Origin of the sequence: Pseudoalteromonas sp. Ps84H-4, assembly GCF_024124645.1 — a bacterium.
GTDB classification, from domain to species: Bacteria; Pseudomonadota; Gammaproteobacteria; order Enterobacterales; family Alteromonadaceae; genus Pseudoalteromonas; species Pseudoalteromonas lipolytica_C.
In genome coordinates, this window is record NZ_JAMXSK010000024.1 from 1 (window position 1) to 19,656 (window position 19,656).

The window sequence follows — 19,656 nt, forward strand, 5'->3', positions numbered from 1 at the left end:
TAATTATTTTTTGCTAAATCAATCGCAATAACGTTAAGATTCACCATGTATGGACTCCTTTTGTAAAAGTTTTGTCGCTTATTACGTTACCCCCCTGTGGGAGGGGAGTCCATACATCTCTGTGGTTAGAAAAAAAGGTCTTTAACTCACAAAGGCGTTACGCTTTAGAGAAAGTAAAAATAACCTTGTGGTTTCCTCATTCTTTCCTCATTCACTTCTCATTGTGCAAAAACAATATTTGAACCACAGAGTACACCGAGGCGCTGCGCTACACAGAGAAACCAATATTTAAAAAAGTTTGGTCTCTCCTTCTCTATCTCTGTGCTCTCTGTGACCTCTGTGGTTAGAAAAAAAGGTCTTTAACTCACAAAGGCGTTACGCTTTAGAGAAAGTAAAAATAATCTTTTGGTTTACCTCATTCTCATCTCATTCACTTCTCTTTGTGCAAAGAGTACAAAAAACATATTGAACCACAGAGTACACTGAGGCGCTTCGCGCTACATAGAGAAAACAAATAATCACAAAGAGATTATGAGACGCTGCGCTTTAGAGGAACACAAATTAAGTAAATTATTGGTTTACCTCATTCTTTTCTCATTCACTTCTCATTGTGCAAATTGTACAAAAAAATCTCACGCGCGAAATAAATTTAACGCCTACAGTATCGTATTCGACTTTAAAAGAGTTTGCTCATCCAACTTAAAACTTAATTCCTACAGCTTATGAATAATCCAACAATGCATGTAGGATTTTGCTCGTTGCCGTTATAGTCAATAACCTCTATGCTGAACATATGCTTCAAAAATAAGGATATTATTATGCAAATAAAACACCACGGAGCAGTTAACGGTGTTACAGGGTCTTGCCACCAGCTTGTTATAAACGACAACAACTCAATACTCATCGATTGCGGGCTGTTTCAGGGCGAAGACAGCCACGAAGATCTCAATATCGACTTTGACATATCAACCGTGAAAGCGCTTATTGTTACCCACTGCCATATTGATCACGTAGGCCGCATACCCTACCTTTTTGTAGCAGGGTTTAAAGGACCAATATACACATCCAAAGCAACCGCAAAACTACTACCACTCGTTATTGAAGACGCCTTAAAACTGGGTGTAACGCGTGATGAAGCCATAATAAACACCTGTATAAGAAGACTAAAACAGCAAATAGTGAGTCTAGATTTTAATAAATGGTACCCCATACCTGTAGGAGTGGGCTTTAGCCCCGAAAAAGCAGCCTTGAGCTCCCAAAGCCAAGAAACTTTATTTAAAATCCGCCTACAACGCGCAGGCCATATTCTTGGCTCTGCCTATGTAGAAATTGAACTTGGCAAAAAGCCAAATAATCACAGAGTGGTATTTTCGGGAGATTTAGGAGCCCCATATACGCCGTTATTGCCCTCACCTAAACCGCCATACCGTGCCGATACCTTAGTAATAGAATCTACCTATGGTGATAAAAACCATGATGGCCGAAAAACGCGTGTAAAAGGTTTAAAAAATATTATAGAACGAGCCGTTACGGATAACGGTGTGGTACTTATTCCAGCGTTTAGTATTGGCCGAACGCAAGAGCTACTTTATGAGCTAGAACAAATAATTCACTCAGCTCGTAAAAATTCAATGTGGCATAAACTACAAGTAATTGTAGACTCGCCCATGGCCGCCAACTTTACTGCAGAGTACCAACATTTTAAAACCCTGTGGGATAACGAAGCAAAGAAGCGAGTTAACCAAGGGCGTCACCCGTTAGATTTTGACCAACTGCATACAATTGATACACACCAAGAGCACAAGGCATTAATTAACTTTTTAAGCTCAAAGCAACAGCCCGCAATTATTATAGCTGCCAGCGGTATGTGCACAGGGGGGCGAATTATTAATTACCTTGAGCAGTTTTTACCTGACAAAACAACCGATATTATTTTTGTTGGCTACCAGGGCAAAGGCACGCTAGGCAGAGATATTCAAACCTACGGCCCAAAAGGCGGTTATGTATATATTAATAATCAAAAGGTTTATATAAACGCGGCAGTTCATACCATCAGTGGCTACAGCGCCCACGCAGATCAAAAGGGACTAATTAGGTTTGTAACAGGTATGAAAAAGAAACCGAAGTTAATCAAAATTGTACACGGCGATGACGAAGCCAAAGCAACCTTGGCTAAAAAATACCAAGCCCTACTGGGCGATAAAACTAAGGTTGAAATAGCTTCTGACTAGTAGCTATGACAGCCATTAAAGAAAATTTTATTCACAAAGAGGATAAGAGACGCTGCACTTTAGAGAAGAACATTTAGGTTTGTTATTGGCTACCTCTTTGTCTTCTCATTCACTTCTCTTTGTGCAAAAAAAATCCTAAGTAATATTCACATAGAGGTTAAGAGACGCTTCGCTTTAGAGAAACCAACTTAAAAGACATATTGCTTTTCTAGTTCTCTCTTCATTCTTTTCTCTTTGCGTAAATGTTCTTTATTAACCTGGCTGAATTCAGCAGCTGACCAACAAACAACGCAATTCAGCATCAAACTGACAGCTGAAAGCTGAAAGCTGACGGCTCATGACTCTCTTTTCTATGTGCGGAAAAGTTCTTATTCCAAAGGAGTTACTAAACAAAAACGCCTACACAATGTGTAGGCGTTTGAATATTTCAGAAACGCAAAAACTAATTAAACCGCTTTTAGGTGACTCACTCTAGGCGCAACGATATCGTTTAAAAACTCAGAAAACTCATCACCTAATTTTTCGTCACGGATACCATACTCAATGATCGCTTTTAAATAACCTAGCTTGTCGCCACAGTCGTGAGCGCGGCCGCTCATGTGGAACGCCTCAACAACCTCAGTTTTCATAAGCTCGTCAATCGCATCTGTTAACTGAATTTCGCCACCCGCACCAGCTGGAGTTTTAGCTAGTAATGGCCAAATAGCTTTTGATAACACATAACGGCCAACAACCGCTAAGTTAGATGGTGCTTCTTCAGCTTTTGGTTTTTCAACCATCGTTTTAATTGGTGCGCTTTCGCCGGCTTTAATTTTAACGCCACCGATATCAGCAATACCGTATTTATGAACACTTTCTTGCGGTACCGGTTCAAGCATGATCTGGCTTGCTTTAACATCGTTAAAACGCTCGATCATAGCGGCAATGTTTTCGGTTTTTTGGTCTGCGGTGTAACCATCTAAAATAACATCTGGCAGAACCACTACAAAGTTGTCATCGCCTACAATTGGTTTTGCGCATAATACCGCATGGCCCAAGCCTTTCGCTTCACCTTGGCGAACATGCATAATGGTTACATCTGGTGGGCAAATTGAGCGTACTTCTTCAAGCAACGTGCGTTTAACACGCTTTTCAAGTGTAGCCTCAAGCTCAAAGCTGGTATCAAAGTGGTTTTCAATAGCATTTTTAGAGCTGTGCGTAACTAGCACAATTTCTTTTATACCAGCTAAAACACATTCATTAACAATATACTGAATAAGCGGTTTATCAACTAAAGGTAACATTTCCTTTGGAATTGCTTTAGTCATTGGGAGCATACGGGTACCAAGGCCCGCAACTGGAATCACTGCTTTCATAATTAGTCCCTTATTTAATAATTAAATCTACAATAACACCAAACTAACAGTACCAAAGTAGATACAAGCTGAATGATTTTTAATTTTAATATTCGTAAATACTGATGATTACAAAGAGTAAAAGAGATACGACTAACCAAAGAAAAGTTTCACAAAGAGGTAAGAGGCGCTTCGCTTAAGAGGAAACAACAAACATTATTATCACTTCCTCTTTCTCTTCTCGTTCACTTCTCTTTGTGAATAAATCTTCGCGCGAAATAAATATCACACCTATATCAAAGGCATATAATTGCACAAAGAGACCAAGAGGCGCTGCGCTGAAGAGAAAACAAAAGGCTTTATTATCACTTCCTCATTCTTTTCTCATTAACTTCTATTTGTGCAAAAAGATCTTTGGCAATAATCACAAAGAGGATAAGAGGCGCTTCGCTTTGAAGAAAACAAAAAGCATTATTATCACTTCCTCATTCTTTTCTCATTCACTTCTCTTTGTGAGAATATTTTCGCGCTAAATAAATTTCACACCTACGATATCGCCTTTTGCTTAATCACTACCAAACAAATCGCGAGTATAAACCTTGTCAGCTACATCTTGCAGCTCTTCGGCCATGCGGTTCGATACAATTACATCAGAGATACGTTTAAGCTCATCAAGGTTTTTAATTACACGCGAATTAAAAAATGCTTCGCCCTCAAAGGTTGGCTCGTAAACGACTACCTCAATCCCCTTAGCTTTAATGCGTTTCATAATGCCTTGAATGGCAGATGCTCTAAAGTTATCAGAGCCCGACTTCATCACTAAACGGTAAATACCAACTACCTTAGGGTTTTGTTTAATAATTGAATTTGCAATAAAGTCTTTACGGGTCGTATTGGCATCTACAATCGCGCGGATCATATTGTTAGGCACATCTTGGTAGTTCGCTAATAGTTGCTTAGTATCTTTAGGCAAACAGTAACCGCCATAGCCAAACGATGGGTTGTTATAGTGCTTACCTATGCGTGGGTCTAACCCTACACCCTCAATAATTTGCTTTGCATCTAGACCATGGCTCTCTGCATAGCTGTCTAGCTCATTAAAGTAAGCTACCCGCATTGCCAAATAAGTATTCGAAAATAACTTAATCGCCTCGGCCTCTGTCGAATTTGTAAATAAAATGTCGATGTTATTTTTTACAGCGCCCTCAGCAAGTAAATTTGCAAATGTTTTTGCTCGCTCACTTTGTTCACCCACAATAATGCGTGATGGATGTAAGTTATCGTAAAGTGCTTTACCTTCGCGCAAAAACTCAGGCGAGAAAATAATATTATTAGTACCAAACTGCTCATTAACCGATTTAGTGTAACCAACAGGCACGGTTGATTTAATCACCATGGTTGCGGTTGGGTTAATTGCTAATACATCACTAATTACCGACTCAACCGAGCGAGTGTTAAAATAATTAGTGTCTGGGTCGTAATCTGTCGGAGTGGCAATTACAACAAATTCAGCATTTAAAAGGGCTGACTCTTTGTTGGTGGTAGCAGTAAAATTAAGCGGTTTATTAACTAAAAAGTCGCTTATTTCAGGGTCAACAATCGGTGATTGCTTACCTTGTAATAAACTAACTTTTTTTTCGTCTATATCTAGGGCGACTACTTCGTTATGCTGCGCAAGCAACATTGCGTTCGACAAGCCAACATAACCAGTACCCACTACTGCTATTTTCATAAGGTTATCCATTAAAGCTGATTAAAAGTAGAGCCATTCAAGCTCTCAATATGAATAGCTCATACTTTACCACTTTTATGTTTATAACCACTAATATCCTTTAAAATTATGGTTAATAATTTCAAAGGATAACAATCTGGAGTTAACCCTTTAAATTAACGACTTTACTCATTGAAAGTTCATTAATTGTGTTCTGTTCTTTACTTTGTTTAGCATTCCATACTAAATCGCAAATACCATCAGTAGGGTTAAAGCCAGTAGGCGCATCTAATAACAGCTGGCGAATTGTTTCGTGATCAAAATTATGGCAAGCAATGTCAAACGCTTCTAAAAATACGTTAATTTCGGCAAGCGGCAGCATTACTTCGTTGGCAGTCATAATACGTTCGTGGCAAGTTTCACCTACGTTATCGCCAATTATTAGCTCTTCATAAAGCTTTTCGCCCGGGCGTAAGCCTGTGCACTCTATTGCAATATCTCCATGTGGGTTGGCACTGTTTTTAACCTCAAAACCCGATAAGCGAATCATTTTTGTAGCAAGATCTTTAATCTTTACAGGTTCGCCCATGTCGAGTACAAAAACATCGCCACCTTTACCCATAGCGCCAGCTTGTATAACTAACTGAGCAGCCTCTGGAATGGTCATAAAAAAGCGCGTTATGTCTTGATGAGTTAAGGTTATTGGCCCGCCCTCTTTAATTTGCCTACGGAACAATGGCACTACAGAGCCGCTAGAGCCAAGTACATTTCCAAACCGCACCATACAAAAACGGGTATTATGTTGCTTACCTTTATTTTGCGCTAAACCTTGTAAGCATAACTCGGCCATACGCTTAGTAGCCCCCATAACGTTAGTTGGGCGTACAGCTTTATCGGTAGATATAAGTACAAAGGTTTCGACTTTAGCATTCATAGCTGCTTTAGCTGCGTAGTAGGTACCAAATACGTTATTACGTACACCCTCAACCACATTGTGCTCAACTAAAGGCACATGTTTATAGGCGGCAGCATGGTAAACGGTTTGCACTCCAAAAGTGATCATTACTGTCTCAATGCGGTTTATACGCTGCACAGAGCCCATAATTGGCACAAGCTCAATTTTAAGCTCATTCGCTTGAATATATTCGCACAACTCTTTTTCGATTGAGTATAAGCCAAACTCGTTTACCTCAAACAAAATAAGCTTTTTTGGTTGCTGCTTAATAATTTGCCTACATAACTCAGAGCCAATAGAACCACCAGCCCCTGTTACCATAACTACTTTATTTGTTATATTCGCAGCCATCAGCTCAGGTTTTGGTTCTACCGAATCGCGGCCTAATAGGTCTTCTATTTCGACTTCTCTAAATTCAGAAAGCTTAGCTTTGCCACCTACAATATCGGCCATACCTGGGATCGACAAAATCTGTATTGCCAAGGGCTCCAATAAAGCCAAAACTTCTTTACGGCGTGAGCGACTCTCGCTTGGCATAGCCAGCAATATTTTACCAATACTCCGCTTATCAATTAAAGTATGTATGTCGTTAAATGCATATACAGGCACACCCTGAATAATAGAGCCTTGCTTTGTTACATCGTCGTCTATAAATGCGCGCACATGGTACTCAGGGCCGGCCTCTAACGCCGTTGCTAATTGCCTACCTGATGACCCAGCCCCATAAATAATCACTTGCTCTTTATGTGAGGTAGACATTTTGCCGATCATGGCGCGCACTACAATACGAGAGCCACCCACTGTTAATAAACAAAGCCAAGCAAAAATAAAAGGCATAGAACGGGGCATCATCACCCCTAAAAAAAACGAGAATATAACCAGTGCTACAGTGGCAACTAAGGTGCCAATAACAATCGCCCAAAGTGCTTGAGCGTTCATATAACGCAGCACCGCGCGGTATAAACCAAGGTTAACAAAAGTAATTAATGAGGTAGGCAACAATAAGCCAAGTACAAACCAGTACTCGAGCACATATAAAGGAGCCATGCTGTCGAGCCTTACAACTAAGGCTAGCCAAAATGCTGAAAAAATAAAAAAAGAGTCAAAAACGAGTGTTATCGCGCGCTTTTTAGAACGAGGCGCGTTAAAGATAGAGTCTATTATTTTGTCCACTTGAAATCCCTTTTGTATTAAGCTTGGATTATCAGTTGTCCTAACTGAGCAAAAGCTTAATGATTGTTATACATCCCTATAATATAGCTAGTGAGAAAAAAAATCACTAAAAACTAATACATTTTCACTAATTATTGAATTTAAAAGAATTATAGGAGCTAGGAGCTAGGAGCTAGGAGCGGCCAACACCATAAATGGACTCTCGCTCTTTAACAAAACCCTTTCTTCGCTTTATTAACGAAGCAATCATAGCTGCAATTTCTTTAGCTTCGGATACTAGCTTTAATCCATGCTCTTTTTCTATAAATCCAATTTCAATGCCAATATAAAGCTGTGTAACTAACTCACCAGCAGAACCTTTAGCATAATACAAAAATTTAGATTCATCATTCACAGTTTCACGCTCTATTCCCTCGGCTATATTAGAGGGGTACAGAAACAGCTGAACGCGTTACCTGATCTTTAAAGCCATAATCCTTACAATCTTTAGTCACTTTATAGATATCACAAGCTAAACGAGAACCCCTTTTCCAAACATCCAGTTTTTCAAATTGCATAATTACCACCCTTAGTTCCCTAGACTTCTTCTAGAACCTATTCACTTCCCTAGAACCTAGTAACCTTTCACTTAACCCTATCCCCACTACCACTACCTGTAACAGTCATTAATATATACTTAAAGTAGTTACTAAGGTTAAGAGTATCTATCATCTCGCGATCTGTTTTTGCCAGTAATTCAGGGGTCGACATGTCAATCTCATTCACTTGTGCAAGGCCTGTAATACCTGGGCGTACAGAGTAAACATTTTTAGCATCGCGTGCTGCTGTTAGCTCTTGTTGGTTAAATAATCCAGGGCGAGGGCCAACCAAACTCATTTCGCCTTTCAATACATTCCACAGCTGGGGTAATTCGTCTAACTTAGTTTTACGTAAAAAGCCACCAAAAGGAGTTATAGATGCAGTACTTGCTAAGTGGCTAGCTACCGATGCAGTATCAACCTTCATAGTTCTAAACTTAACTAAAGTAAAAGGCTTTTTATTACGGCCAACACGCTGTTGAGTAAAAATAGGTGAGCCAGTATCGAACAAGCCAATAATGTATAAAACAACCAAAAATGGTAAAGCAAATAATAAACCAAATAAGGCAAATAGAAAATCGAGTAAGCGAATCATTTATAATTCCATTAAAAATTAGTATAAATTTACTTAAAACAACGACGAATACCTTCGTCTAATGTAATTGGGGGCTTCCAGTTCAATGTTTTCTTAGTGTGATCAATATCAACGGTTAGTGAACTCGAAAACCGCTCTACAGCCTCCTTTTTGCCAACCATTGTGGCTAAAAGCTTCAAAAATGATACCGGCACAGGTAATAACCAAGGTTTTTTCCCTGCAGCTAAAGTAAGCTTTTTTAAAAGGTTTGATGTAGATATATCCTCATCATCACTTACCAAAAAAGTCTGGTTTGCGGCATTAGGATGGTCAATGCAAGTTATTATAAGGTCGACTAAGTTATCAATTGAGACAAAGCTACGCCGATTATTAATTGCACCTAGCGGTAAAGGGAAATTCTTTTCTGCTAATTTTAAAAGAGTACCAAAGTTGCCAGGCGCCCCCATTCCGTATACTAAAGGAGGTCTAATTATTACAACCTCCATGCCTGTTTCTAATGCTATTTTTTTTAAGCAAATTTCTGCACTATTTTTTGATATAGCATAATACTCACAAGGGTTGGGTTTATCAGAAAACTTAAAAGGCTTGGTATTAGAAATACCGTTGACGCCTATTGTACTAATAAATATAAAACGTTTCACTCCAACGTTGGCGGCCTGCTCAGCCAACCTTAAAGTTAACTTTTCATTAACAGCTGTGTAATCAGCAAGTTCTAGCTTAGAATTTACTTTATGAGCCAAGGCTGCAGCATGTATTACAACATCATTTCCAAATAATATTTCACTGTAATCGACAGACTCTGTCATTTCTGAAGCAAAAGCATTAATATTAGCAACTACATTACTGCCATTTCTAACTAATAAAGTTAATTCGGAGGTTGTAGCTATTGTGCTAGATAGCTTTTTACCAAGAAAGCCTGTCCCTCCAGTTAAAAGTACTTTCATTTGTATTTAAACCACACTACGTTAATAAAATATCTTAAACAAAGATACATAGAGCGAAGAAACCCAAAGCCCTCTTCATTTCGATATATATTCCAGTAAAAGTGAAAAAGCTTCTTTTTATCAGAAGAAACTGATTCACTCATAACTGTGTAGTTGGCTAACCTTTCTTGAATTCCTAAAACATCTCCCCCGCTTCTCATCAGCTTAAGCCATAATGCATAATCTTCATGACCACAGTTTGGGAAATTAAAACTCTTTATTCTTGTTGATCTAACTAGTGCAGTTAAGCAGCCAATTGAATTGTTAATTAATAGAGATTTATAATTAGCTAATTTTGGTGGGGTATAGCTGGATAAGTAAACTCCACTCTCTGATACAAGGTTATAAGCTGAACAAAATATGTCAACATTGGGGTTACTTTCAACATACCTGACTTGAGTCGAAAGCTTATGACTACACCAAATATCATCAGAATCCAAAAAAGCAACAAGCTCCCCTTTTGACAGCTCTAATGCTAGATTTCTTGGTTGAGCAGGGCTCCCGCTATTCTTATCAAGTTTTCTAAAAACGATTCGGTTATCATCTAAGTACTGACTTATAACATTTTCAGTATTATCAGTAGAGCTATCATCAACAATTATTAACTCCCAATTAGAATAGTCCTGACTCAACACAGATTTAATTGATTTTTCTATTGTCTTTTCGGCATTAAAGCACGGCATTATAATTGATATCAGCATTCCGTAAACCTAGCGTAAACCTCTAACATTTTCTCGGCTTCATTTTCCCAATTATACTTTTCAAGTATAGCTTTTTTGCATTTATTCCTAATACTAGATACTAGACTCTCATCTTGTAAAGAGATGATGCTTGAAACCATTGAAGAAACATCATCATGGGGAACAAAAAACACACCATCACTGTCATCAATTAATTCTTTCCAAACAGGAAAATCTGAAGCTATTACAGGAAGCCCCATAGCCATATATTCAAAAAGTTTATTTGGCGATGATTCTAAATAATTAGGATATGGTTTTAGTATAACTAAACCACACAAAACTCCTTGAAAAAAGTCATTTATATCAGCTCGGTTGACCCAACCTACAAAATCTACATACTTCCAACCAGAATGTTGAGTAACCTCATTCTTAAGCTCATTAGGTGCAAACCTTCCGCCTAACTTTAATCTAAGTTTAAATCCTTTGTTGTTGAGCTCTTCGATTAGGCTGAGCATCTCATAAATACCACGTGCATGTGTGATGTTCCCCAAATAGGCAATATGTTTAACTTCATTATCCAATGCCCTAAAATCAACTATAGACTTTGAAGGATAATTTCTAATTATCGTAGTTTTATCATTTTTAAAGCGGCTTGAAATTTGAGGGGTCGCTGTAAAATAATGATTTATAAATAAAGATGAGCATTTTTCAATAGCCTCTACACAAAAAGAAACTGGCTTCATCAAAAATTTCGGTATCCAGTGTTTAGAAAATATTTGTCTCGGTAAGTCTTCATGAACATCATAAAATAATTTATGCCCCAGAAGTCTTAATAGGGGAGCAACTAGTAATATTTCAGGATCATGAAAGTGAATTATAGATTTTTCCTTATTTCTAAAAAAAAGGAAAACTTTCGCAGCACCTAGAACGGGTCTGAGTACTCTAGATCTAGATATAATGCCTAAATCAATTATCCCTTTGTCTAAATCAGAGCCTTTACCATCCGCAACAACAAATGAACTTGAGGGGTATTTCTCTAGAATTGTTTTAAATTCATTATGATAAACCCTAACATCTTCTCTAACATGTACGGTACTTAAGAAATAAATTTTCAATTAATCAACCTCAAAAAACAGACCCAAAATTAAAACTAAGAAAAACCCACCAGTCACCAACATGGTTAAAGGTGAAGCATTTATAAGATAAAGAGCAAACGGAACGAAAAAAGTATTAGAAACCGACTTTGACCAGTTGAAGCTTATTGCTGAGTATAAAAAAATCAAGCCCCTAACTATTAAAGAAAATATAATTACACCAATTATCCCAAAATTAGCATAACCATCTGCAAAGAAAGATGCATTCGCTCTAGTTTCTAACCTAAAATACTCTTGACCAATTAAAAATGCAGGTTCAAGGTCATAACCATAATCTATAAATGATGATAAAAAGCTGTAACCTAAGTAAGCCTTTTCATTATCAGAAAAAAACTCATAATATAGATTGGATAAGACCCCTGGCGCAATAAAAGCTCTCTCTACTGTATAGGGGTAAATTACAAAAGAAAAATAAACTTCAATAGCCATACTTATAAAAACCAAAGCAACTATACCACAAGCCATCAAAGTTTTAATCCTCAAAACAGAAACATATTGAAAAACAAAACATATAAAATACAATAAAAAAGGATAAATAACTGCTGACTTAGCGCCCGTAGATATATAAATAGAGAAATATAGTAAAAGACTTGAAATTAATAAAAATTTTCTTTTATAAAAAACACCCAAAAGAAAACCAAGTGGAGCAAAAACAAACTTAGACCATGACAATATAAGACCAAAAGTATAATCCGTTAAACCACGAGCTTTAAGTCTCAAAGCGTAAACCTCAGAAAAGCTAGGTATATCTAAAATACTACGATACTTAAAAACTATAGATATAAATAGAATCAAATTTAAACATACTAAAACTTCAGGAAGAGAAAATCGAAACTTAATAGCTTTAAAACTAACCGGTGGAACTTTCAAGTCCACTCCCAATATTAGTGCTGAAGTGAATACAAGATACACTAACTCAAATGAGTCGATCGAAATTGCTGCTACTGCCAAAGTAGGTATGTAAAGCATATAAACAAATAAAAAGTAGCTAAGCTCTTTAGGCGTCATTACAGAAGGCTTTATCATTAAAGCCAATAGCAACACACCAGCACCTACTAAGACCACTTTATACAGCACAAACTCACTATCAATTACGGAAAAATAATACCCAATTGACTCAGAATATAAATATGAGAAGATCAGCATAAAATATATAAGCAATGATGATATGCAAATCAAGACCTTATTCACTTTTTATCACCTAAAACTAAAAATTCATACAACCTTCTTTGCTGAGACGTAAAAAGCTCAGAATTATGCCAAAGTACACGAAACTGGCCTCCAACTCTTTGGCATTTCGTTTTCAGATCATCGATGAAAATACGTGCCTCGTTCTCATTTTTTATCCCCAAATAACGCTCAGCTAAAAGGCTCGCCTCCATTAAAATGAGTGGTTTAATAATAATATCAAGAGATTTACCAGTATTTGGGTGAACAGCTTGATACTCAAAACAAGTTCCTGCTTTGAAGCCAGGATACTCTGCATAACCCATAGTACTATCAGAGTAAATTCCTAAATTAGACAAAATATCAAATGTTTCAGGTGTTCTCCAACGAAGAAAGTGCATTCTTGATTCAATTACTTCACTATCTATATCGAGTTCATTTAATACTTCTTTTAGGCTGCTGAGCTCTTTTGAGAAAGCTGCTTCATCTAAATAAGTATTATAGCTAGGATGCAAACCTATTTTATGACCTTTACTATGTAACTCTTTAATCAAGCTCTTAATAGCTGGATGTTTTATTGAGTAGTCACTATCTTTATCAGATGTTTTACCACATATAAAATAAAATGTATTTACAGCACCATTTACATAGGCCAGTTGGCAAATCCAATCAAATGTATTAAATGAATCGTATTCATATAATTTACTGGAAGATAAGATTTTTGATAATATAAGCTCTTTAAGCGCATGAAACTTCTTTCTTTTGAATATATCAGCGACCAATGACTTTGAAGCTTGAAATATAGGTGCAAATGCATATCTCATTGGGCGGTCTACATCATGTGATATACATAACTCATATTCTCGATGCGGAGGATTATAATTATTTACATTATTTTTTAAGAGAAAAGACAAAAAGCAAAACCATTCATCAATAAATGGTCTATTTAAGTATTTATATTTAAATGCATGTGAACTAGCCGCAGGAAAGCGGTCATGCTGATCCCTACTATTATTATCAACTTCTTCAACTCTGCCTAAGGCCCAAAAAACTAAACCAGCAAAATCAAATGGGAAGCTCACCTCCAAACCTAAAAACTTTATATCTGATAAAGGGGTCTTTGCACTTGAGGGGACAGGTAAGTTCTGCTCCTCAAAGATTGAAACTCCAGTATGCTTTGTAACATCATAAAACAAGCAACCAAGTTCATGTCCAGATGTATAATAAGCTTTATCAATTTCAGGAAATACAAGCCGCAAATTATGACTTTTATTCTGTGCTGTAAAAGAATTATTTTCATATATAAAAGTTAAATCAATACCTAACTTGTTAGTGAAAACAGTACCCAACCACAAAGTTAGATTTGTAAAAAAATCATTTTTTTGCACTTGTCTCACCTCTATATTTCACAACTCTTGCTGGGTTGCCTACAGCAATAGCATTTGAAGGAATAGATTTAGTTACAACAGCTCCTGCACCAATAACAGCACCATCACCAACCTTTACACCTTTTAATATGATGACCCCTGCACCAATCCATACATCATTACCAATTATAATCTTTTCGCTTATGTGATTCTGAGCTGACATTGGCATTCCCATCTCAGTTCCATGATCTCGCCCCCAAATAACTGTTTTAGGACCAATCATTACGTTCTTACCAAAAGTAATTTCACCCAGAAAATGGCAATGAGCATTTGCATAAAAATTGTCGCCAAACACAATTTTTGGTTCACCAACCACTCGGCAATAAGGCTCTAATTTTGCTGAGCCTAAAAAACTACAACCTGAAAAGGTACAGTTATTGTAAATAATCACCCCTTTTTTCTTTAACCTAAACTTAGAAAAAGTTAATTTAAGGTAGTTTTTAAACGACTTAGGCATGCTTTAATCCCATATTTAATACCCACCCAAAAAGAAGCAAAAAATGGAATAAGGTCTCTTTTGTCAAAAACAGCCCACCCTAATTCGCTACCCGAAAATATATTATTTTTAAAATGTTTAAAATAACCAGGCCTAGCAATTAAGTTTGCAACTTCATGTTGCATTAATACAAAGTGTATTAATTTATCTCTTTCTTGCTCATAAAGCTTAACACTCTTGCCGGTAGCAAAATCAAACTGTGTTTTATGAAGCTTTACACCTGAAAGATTACCCACTCTATGCCACATCATAGATCGTAAATTAACTTCCATCAGTTTAAATTGACCATCTCTATAATCATATTTAAACTCAGGTTCTACTATTCCATACAAATCTAAGGCTTTAACTAGTTTGCGGCCTTGCTCAAAAATAATATCAGGCGCTTCATTTGAAGCACTACTGAAAATCCCATATTCGTCAGGGAATTGAGTTAACTTTTTGCCGACCCATTCATTATATATTTTTCCATCACTCCCTCTAAAACAAGTATAAGCATATATATTAGTATCATCTCCTGGAATAAATTCAGAAATAACAAACTCAATTTCATGATTAATATAATCAACTAAAAGCTTTTTTTTCTTTTTATAATCCATCAAATCCTTAATAAACAAGGTTCTGAATACATTTGTAGATAAGTCTTTTCGTTGACTTGGTTTTATTATCAAAGGAAAAGTTAGGTTTTCTCCCATAACAATATCTTCTACTTGTGAAGCTCTTATAGATCGTGGGAAAGGGATTAAAAACTTTTGACATACATCATATTGGTAATTTTTATCTAAACAACTAACTAGGTTTATAGGGTTGAAAGGGATAAAACAAAAACTTTCAATATCATTATAAATAGAGTTCAACAATTCAAGTTGTATATCATCTGTTGGGTATAAAACCAAATTACCATACTTGCTATTTAACTCTAGTAACTTAGATTTCAAGCTTTCAGGTGTCCTATCAATTTTATGGTACTCCGCTACCTTATTGCTATAGCGAGAGATACTACTACCGTAATCCAGAAGAACTATATTTTTGATATCTTCATCATATAATTCTCTAATTATAGAGAAACCATTTATGTAACCACCGAGCACTACTGGAATGAAGTTAATCATTTACAAGCCTTATTTGAAAAAAATAGAAAGCCAATAACTTACAACCAAAGTCACTGACATTTAATTTTTAAAATAATGTTTCCTAAAAACATAAGGGTCTACAAAAATACAACCAATTATTAATCACTTACTTTGTGTAGACTTCCACATTTTTAATGTATTCAGGCCAATTTTATTCGTCTTTATCAATGGACAGTTACCATCAATATGTTTAGGTAGCTTTACACCCGGGAAAGCATCATTAATAGTTTTAAAATGAAATGAATAAGGAGATTTAAAAAAACGTGAATACCATTTATCAAAAATCTTATCAAATAATTTGCCAAATACACTTCTTTTAGGGTTAGATTTTATTTCTCCATGTATTTCATTTGCAAAACTGAAATATAGTTTTCTGTTTAGTTTAAGTTCTACTGGAACTTTTAACCAAAACTCCATAATTCTTTTATCCCAAAGTGGTAATAACCACTTATAGCTATAGTATTCATAAACTCTTACAGAGTTACAAATATATTTAGCTTGTCTTTCACGCCAATCCCAATACTCAATTGACTCAGCTGAATCGAATTTATTTCCTTTATCTAGGAAACTTATTTGTGCTTTAATTTTAGATTTAACAATATCGCAAGAAGTAACAGGCAATAATGAACAATGCTTATTAAATAAAAAACTTGTTACATCTATTTTTTCATAGGTAGAAGGTATGTGGCTGCCAGCAACAAAATCACCTGAATGGCCGGGAATAAATACCGCATCACTTTCTATCAAATTTAGATCTTTAAGTTTTTTTACAGCTAACAAATCTTGAGTATGACCAGCAGATGAGTCTTGCACACTGAATTGAAAGTAATCTTCGACATTATTTTGATAAAACTGAAATAATTCATTTGATGTATACTCAAGGAAGTGCCAGTCATATCCATAAAATTTTGCTACGTTTTTTGATATTTTTACTTCCCAGTTATCTTTATCACCATAAGTAAAGCATATTAAATTCTTATATCCATACTTATGGAACATATATATTACTAACCTAGAGTCATAACCCCCACTCAATGGTAATACTACCTGTTTATTTTTAAGTCTCTCAATCAAAGATTTAAAAACAGAATCATATATTTTTTCGAGCTTTAACCGCAGCTCATGAATTTCATTAGAAAAAGCCTCCCTATAACGATACAAAAAATAATCAAACCTCTCTATTTCAAAACTTACTTTATCTATACAAACTATCTCACCTGCTTGAACTTGATTAACACCCTCAAGCATTGTTTCTTTTCCAATTACATAACCTGTAGATAAAAACTCTTCAGTAATAAGCTCATTGTAATTTTTACCATTATTTTTAAAAAAATAAGTATTATCACTTACTAATATTTTTTTTCCTAAAGAGTAAAATAATGGTATAGTCCTAAGTCGATCGACAACTAAATAAACCTTTCTTTCCGTTTCTAGTATAAAAGAGAAATGTCCATCCAAACCATCAAGCGACTTTTGCATGTCAGATATAGAGTCGACCTCACTTAACAATTTACTAACATCTTCGAATTTTAACTCTTTCTCGGAATTACAACCCCATATAACTCCTTTGAAAGAGAGTGTTTTAGAGAGTTGCCAGCAATATCCTTTGTTATTTGATAACTTAATTTCCATAAAAATACCTAATAAATAGAAGCAACGAAGAAAGCATCACAAAAGGAGTAATGGCCATGAAGTACATTTTAATAAAATTAATATGAACAAGATTTAGAGTGATACCATACCAAACTGCCCATAGTAGAGCGCTAATAAATGCAAAAAAAAGTATAGCGTATGTTGCATTATCAAAAAAATAAAAACCTATAAAAATAGCAGTCAGTCTTGATATAAAAGCTATAAAATTAAAATACATAGCTAGTTTTTGCTTCTCTAATGTCGCATATAAGTTTGTAATAGGAGATGTAATAAAGACTAAATAGAGCCAAAAACTAAAGTATTGCATATACTGACCAGCAATTATCCAACTATCCCCCAATAAAATAGCAGTTAATAAATCTCCATAAGCAAGAATAACTGAAAAAGGTACAATCGCTAAAAATATTAACTTCTTTTGCACTGCCAATGTAATCTGCGCTATTTCATTAGATGACTTAAGTTTTGATGTTTTTTGGAAGTAGACTTGCCCGAAAGCTGTACCAACAACATTTACGGGCATTATCAGTACACGTGAGGCAACGCTATAAAAACCAGCAATACCTGCAGAGAATAAAGAACTGATCATAATAACAGGGACTTGCTGAGAGCCCGTATTTGCTAAAGCAGAAAAGGTTGAAAAATATGGAAACTCTTTATACCGTATAGCCAGTTTAATCATTCTTTGTAATTCAAGCTCTTTATAAATCTTTTTTTTAATAAATGGAAAAGCAAGTCTGAGCGATATTACTACAGCACCCAGTATATAACCCGTAATTAATCCTATACCTTTAAAAGCGCTATAACCAATAGTTGCTTGTGTTCCTGCTACTCCGACTCCTTTTAAAATGTTTGCCTGTGAAACAGTTCCGTATTCAGCTTGCCTTATATTCAAATAGTTAAATGCATTGAATATACCAATGAAAATTACAACAAATGGAACTAGATATAACCACATCTCTATATCTGGTTCAGATAGGAAGATAGCAATTTCTTCGGCCAGAAAAACCATAAATAAAAAAGTAACAGTAGCCAAAGTTAAAGTTATAAAAAGACTTAAAGCCGCAATATTATATGCATCTTTTTCTGTTTCTGGGCTTAAAACTGCTAATTCATAACGACCATTTGCAATTACGCCTAAAACTGAGCACAAGGCCATAAAAATTGCTAGAACACCAAACTCCTCAGGGGTATATATCCTCGTAAGAATTGGTGTTATAGCTATTGGAATAACTTGGGCTATAGTTGTTCCGGTCATTAGAGTAAGTACGTTTCTCGTGAAGCCCGATTTAAAATTTAAAAGAGACATTATATAGAGGTTTTTATGTAGCCATGCATTGGTAAACTAAATACTGATTTAGCTAACTTTTCTGCAATCGGAAAATCCCCCACTTTATAACCTAGTTCTTTAAAAGCAGTTTGCTCATGCATACACGTACCATAGTAGATCATTGTCGGTATTCCCTGCTCTTTATAGCTTGCCATTTCAGCATCACGATTATCCGCAATCAATGTATACTGCGCCCATGAACTAACATAGCCAGCAGGTACTTGAGGCGTTTTATATTTTGATGATAATTGAGCTTCGTAATCTAGTGCTGTTTTATTTCGATTAATAAGCTCAGTGGGGAACTCTGCAAGCTTCTCCAATAAAATTGCTGCTTGAATAGTATCAAGGCGTGAGTTCATACCAATGCGCACATTATCATACTTGTCTTTACCTTTTCCATGTACACGGTATGACTTAAGTAACTCGGCATATTCATCATTATTAGTAAAAACAGCACCACCATCGCCATAACAACCCAGAGGCTTAGCAGGGAAAAAACTAGTGGTCGCTATATCGCCAAAGCTACCAGCTCGTTTGCCATCAATTTCACCACCGAACCCTTGCGCCGCATCTTCAACTAACTTCAAGTTGTACTTTTCAGCTATTTTTTGAATCTCGGGGTAGTTGGCTGGTAAACCAAATAAGTCAACGGCAATAACCGCTTTTGGAATCAACTTACCATCAGCAATAGTCGCCTGTATACGTTTCTCTAAATCGACAGGACAAATATTAAATGTTGCCTTATCTGAATCAACAAATACAGGTGTTGCCCCTTCGAACGCGATTACCTCCGCCGTAGCAAAAAAAGTGAAGGTTGGGCAAAAAACAGCATCCCCTTCTTTGATACCTAATACCATCATAGCGAGTGTTAGCGCATCAGTACCGTTTGCACAGGTAATTGCATGTTTTACGCCCACATAGCTTGCAAGCTCACTTTCAAGCTCTTGCACTTCAGGCCCCATTATATAATGGCCATGGTCTAACACTGTTTGTATACGCTTATCTATTTTAGTTTTTAAGTGCTGGTATTGCGCAGCTAAATCTATGAATTGCATTTATGAG

The 19,656-nt window shown here is 36.1% G+C and carries 15 protein-coding genes and 1 pseudogene; 1 reads left to right on the forward strand and 15 read right to left on the reverse strand.

Features of this window, described 5'->3' with window-relative positions:
- Nucleotides 1–818 precede the first annotated feature (818 nt).
- Entirely contained in the window at nt 819–2,231 is a 1,413-nt protein-coding gene (locus NH454_RS18115; RefSeq protein WP_253039858.1) for an MBL fold metallo-hydrolase, read from the forward strand.
- Nucleotides 2,232–2,677: 446 nt separating this feature from the next.
- Here NH454_RS18115 and galU read toward each other — a convergent pair whose 3' ends face one another.
- The 15 genes and pseudogenes from galU to NH454_RS18190 all read right to left on the reverse strand — a co-directional run bounded on the left by galU (nt 2,678) and on the right by NH454_RS18190 (nt 19,649).
- Nucleotides 2,678–3,586: a UTP--glucose-1-phosphate uridylyltransferase GalU gene (galU, locus tag NH454_RS18120; protein ID WP_253039860.1), complete on the reverse strand. Its 909-nt coding sequence runs from the start codon at nt 3,584–3,586 to the stop codon at nt 2,678–2,680.
- A 544-nt stretch (nt 3,587–4,130) separates the two neighbouring features.
- Nucleotides 4,131–5,297: a nucleotide sugar dehydrogenase gene (locus NH454_RS18125; RefSeq protein ID WP_253039862.1), complete on the reverse strand. Its 1,167-nt coding sequence runs from the start codon at nt 5,295–5,297 to the stop codon at nt 4,131–4,133.
- Nucleotides 5,298–5,439: 142 nt separating this feature from the next.
- Nucleotides 5,440–7,404 (reverse strand): nucleoside-diphosphate sugar epimerase/dehydratase, encoded by a 1,965-nt coding sequence (locus tag NH454_RS18130; protein WP_253039864.1) that lies wholly within the window; start codon nt 7,402–7,404, stop codon nt 5,440–5,442.
- 172 nt (nt 7,405–7,576) lie between these two features.
- A pseudogene (locus NH454_RS18135) lies at nt 7,577–7,961 on the reverse strand (four helix bundle protein).
- A gap of 67 nt (nt 7,962–8,028) precedes the next feature.
- Nucleotides 8,029–8,577 carry a sugar transferase gene (locus tag NH454_RS18140; protein ID WP_253039866.1) on the reverse strand — a complete coding sequence of 183 codons (549 nt, stop codon included), beginning with the start codon at nt 8,575–8,577 and terminating at the stop codon, nt 8,029–8,031.
- Between the two features lie 29 nt (nt 8,578–8,606).
- A complete protein-coding gene (locus tag NH454_RS18145) occupies nt 8,607–9,521 on the reverse strand; it encodes an NAD-dependent epimerase/dehydratase family protein (protein ID WP_253039868.1) in 915 nt (304 codons plus the stop codon).
- Entirely contained in the window at nt 9,518–10,261 is a 744-nt protein-coding gene (locus NH454_RS18150) for a glycosyltransferase family 2 protein (protein ID WP_253039870.1), read from the reverse strand. Before NH454_RS18150 ends, NH454_RS18145 begins: the two co-directional genes overlap by 4 nt.
- On the reverse strand, nt 10,255–11,355 hold the full coding sequence (locus NH454_RS18155; RefSeq protein WP_253039872.1) for a glycosyltransferase: 1,101 nt from the start codon (nt 11,353–11,355) through the stop codon (nt 10,255–10,257). The genes NH454_RS18150 and NH454_RS18155 overlap by 7 nt, the downstream gene beginning before the upstream one ends.
- Complete coding sequence (locus NH454_RS18160) at nt 11,356–12,585, reverse strand: O-antigen polymerase (RefSeq protein WP_253039874.1); 1,230 nt, start codon at nt 12,583–12,585, stop codon at nt 11,356–11,358.
- Nucleotides 12,582–13,949: a polysaccharide deacetylase family protein gene (locus NH454_RS18165; RefSeq protein WP_253039875.1), complete on the reverse strand. Its 1,368-nt coding sequence runs from the start codon at nt 13,947–13,949 to the stop codon at nt 12,582–12,584. The genes NH454_RS18160 and NH454_RS18165 overlap by 4 nt, the downstream gene beginning before the upstream one ends.
- Nucleotides 13,936–14,445 (reverse strand): DapH/DapD/GlmU-related protein, encoded by a 510-nt coding sequence (locus NH454_RS18170; protein ID WP_253039876.1) that lies wholly within the window; start codon nt 14,443–14,445, stop codon nt 13,936–13,938. Before NH454_RS18170 ends, NH454_RS18165 begins: the two co-directional genes overlap by 14 nt.
- Nucleotides 14,412–15,593: a hypothetical protein gene (locus NH454_RS18175; RefSeq protein ID WP_253039877.1), complete on the reverse strand. Its 1,182-nt coding sequence runs from the start codon at nt 15,591–15,593 to the stop codon at nt 14,412–14,414. Before NH454_RS18175 ends, NH454_RS18170 begins: the two co-directional genes overlap by 34 nt.
- A 123-nt stretch (nt 15,594–15,716) precedes the next feature.
- Nucleotides 15,717–17,246: an asparagine synthetase B family protein gene (locus tag NH454_RS18180; protein WP_253039878.1), complete on the reverse strand. Its 1,530-nt coding sequence runs from the start codon at nt 17,244–17,246 to the stop codon at nt 15,717–15,719.
- Nucleotides 17,236–18,573: an oligosaccharide flippase family protein gene (locus NH454_RS18185; RefSeq protein WP_290442638.1), complete on the reverse strand. Its 1,338-nt coding sequence runs from the start codon at nt 18,571–18,573 to the stop codon at nt 17,236–17,238. The genes NH454_RS18180 and NH454_RS18185 overlap by 11 nt, the downstream gene beginning before the upstream one ends.
- On the reverse strand, nt 18,573–19,649 hold the full coding sequence (locus NH454_RS18190; RefSeq protein WP_253039880.1) for a DegT/DnrJ/EryC1/StrS family aminotransferase: 1,077 nt from the start codon (nt 19,647–19,649) through the stop codon (nt 18,573–18,575). The genes NH454_RS18185 and NH454_RS18190 overlap by 1 nt, the downstream gene beginning before the upstream one ends.
- Between the last annotated feature and the right edge of the window lie 7 nt (nt 19,650–19,656).

Excerpts from the sequence above, each read along its gene's own strand:
- NH454_RS18115 (WP_253039858.1), top strand. The coding sequence starts at position 819 with ATGCAAATAAAACACCACGGAGCAGTTAACGGTGTTACAGGGTCTTGC.
- galU (WP_253039860.1), bottom strand. The coding sequence starts at position 3,586 with ATGAAAGCAGTGATTCCAGTTGCGGGCCTTGGTACCCGTATGCTCCCA.
- NH454_RS18125 (WP_253039862.1), bottom strand. The coding sequence starts at position 5,297 with ATGAAAATAGCAGTAGTGGGTACTGGTTATGTTGGCTTGTCGAACGCA.
- NH454_RS18140 (WP_253039866.1), bottom strand. The coding sequence starts at position 8,577 with ATGATTCGCTTACTCGATTTTCTATTTGCCTTATTTGGTTTATTATTT.
- NH454_RS18145 (WP_253039868.1), bottom strand. The coding sequence starts at position 9,521 with ATGAAAGTACTTTTAACTGGAGGGACAGGCTTTCTTGGTAAAAAGCTA.
- NH454_RS18150 (WP_253039870.1), bottom strand. The coding sequence starts at position 10,261 with ATGCTGATATCAATTATAATGCCGTGCTTTAATGCCGAAAAGACAATA.
- NH454_RS18170 (WP_253039876.1), bottom strand. The coding sequence starts at position 14,445 with ATGCCTAAGTCGTTTAAAAACTACCTTAAATTAACTTTTTCTAAGTTT.
- NH454_RS18175 (WP_253039877.1), bottom strand. The coding sequence starts at position 15,593 with ATGATTAACTTCATTCCAGTAGTGCTCGGTGGTTACATAAATGGTTTC.
- NH454_RS18180 (WP_253039878.1), bottom strand. The coding sequence starts at position 17,246 with ATGGAAATTAAGTTATCAAATAACAAAGGATATTGCTGGCAACTCTCT.
- NH454_RS18185 (WP_290442638.1), bottom strand. The coding sequence starts at position 18,573 with ATGTCTCTTTTAAATTTTAAATCGGGCTTCACGAGAAACGTACTTACT.
- NH454_RS18190 (WP_253039880.1), bottom strand. The coding sequence starts at position 19,649 with ATGCAATTCATAGATTTAGCTGCGCAATACCAGCACTTAAAAACTAAA.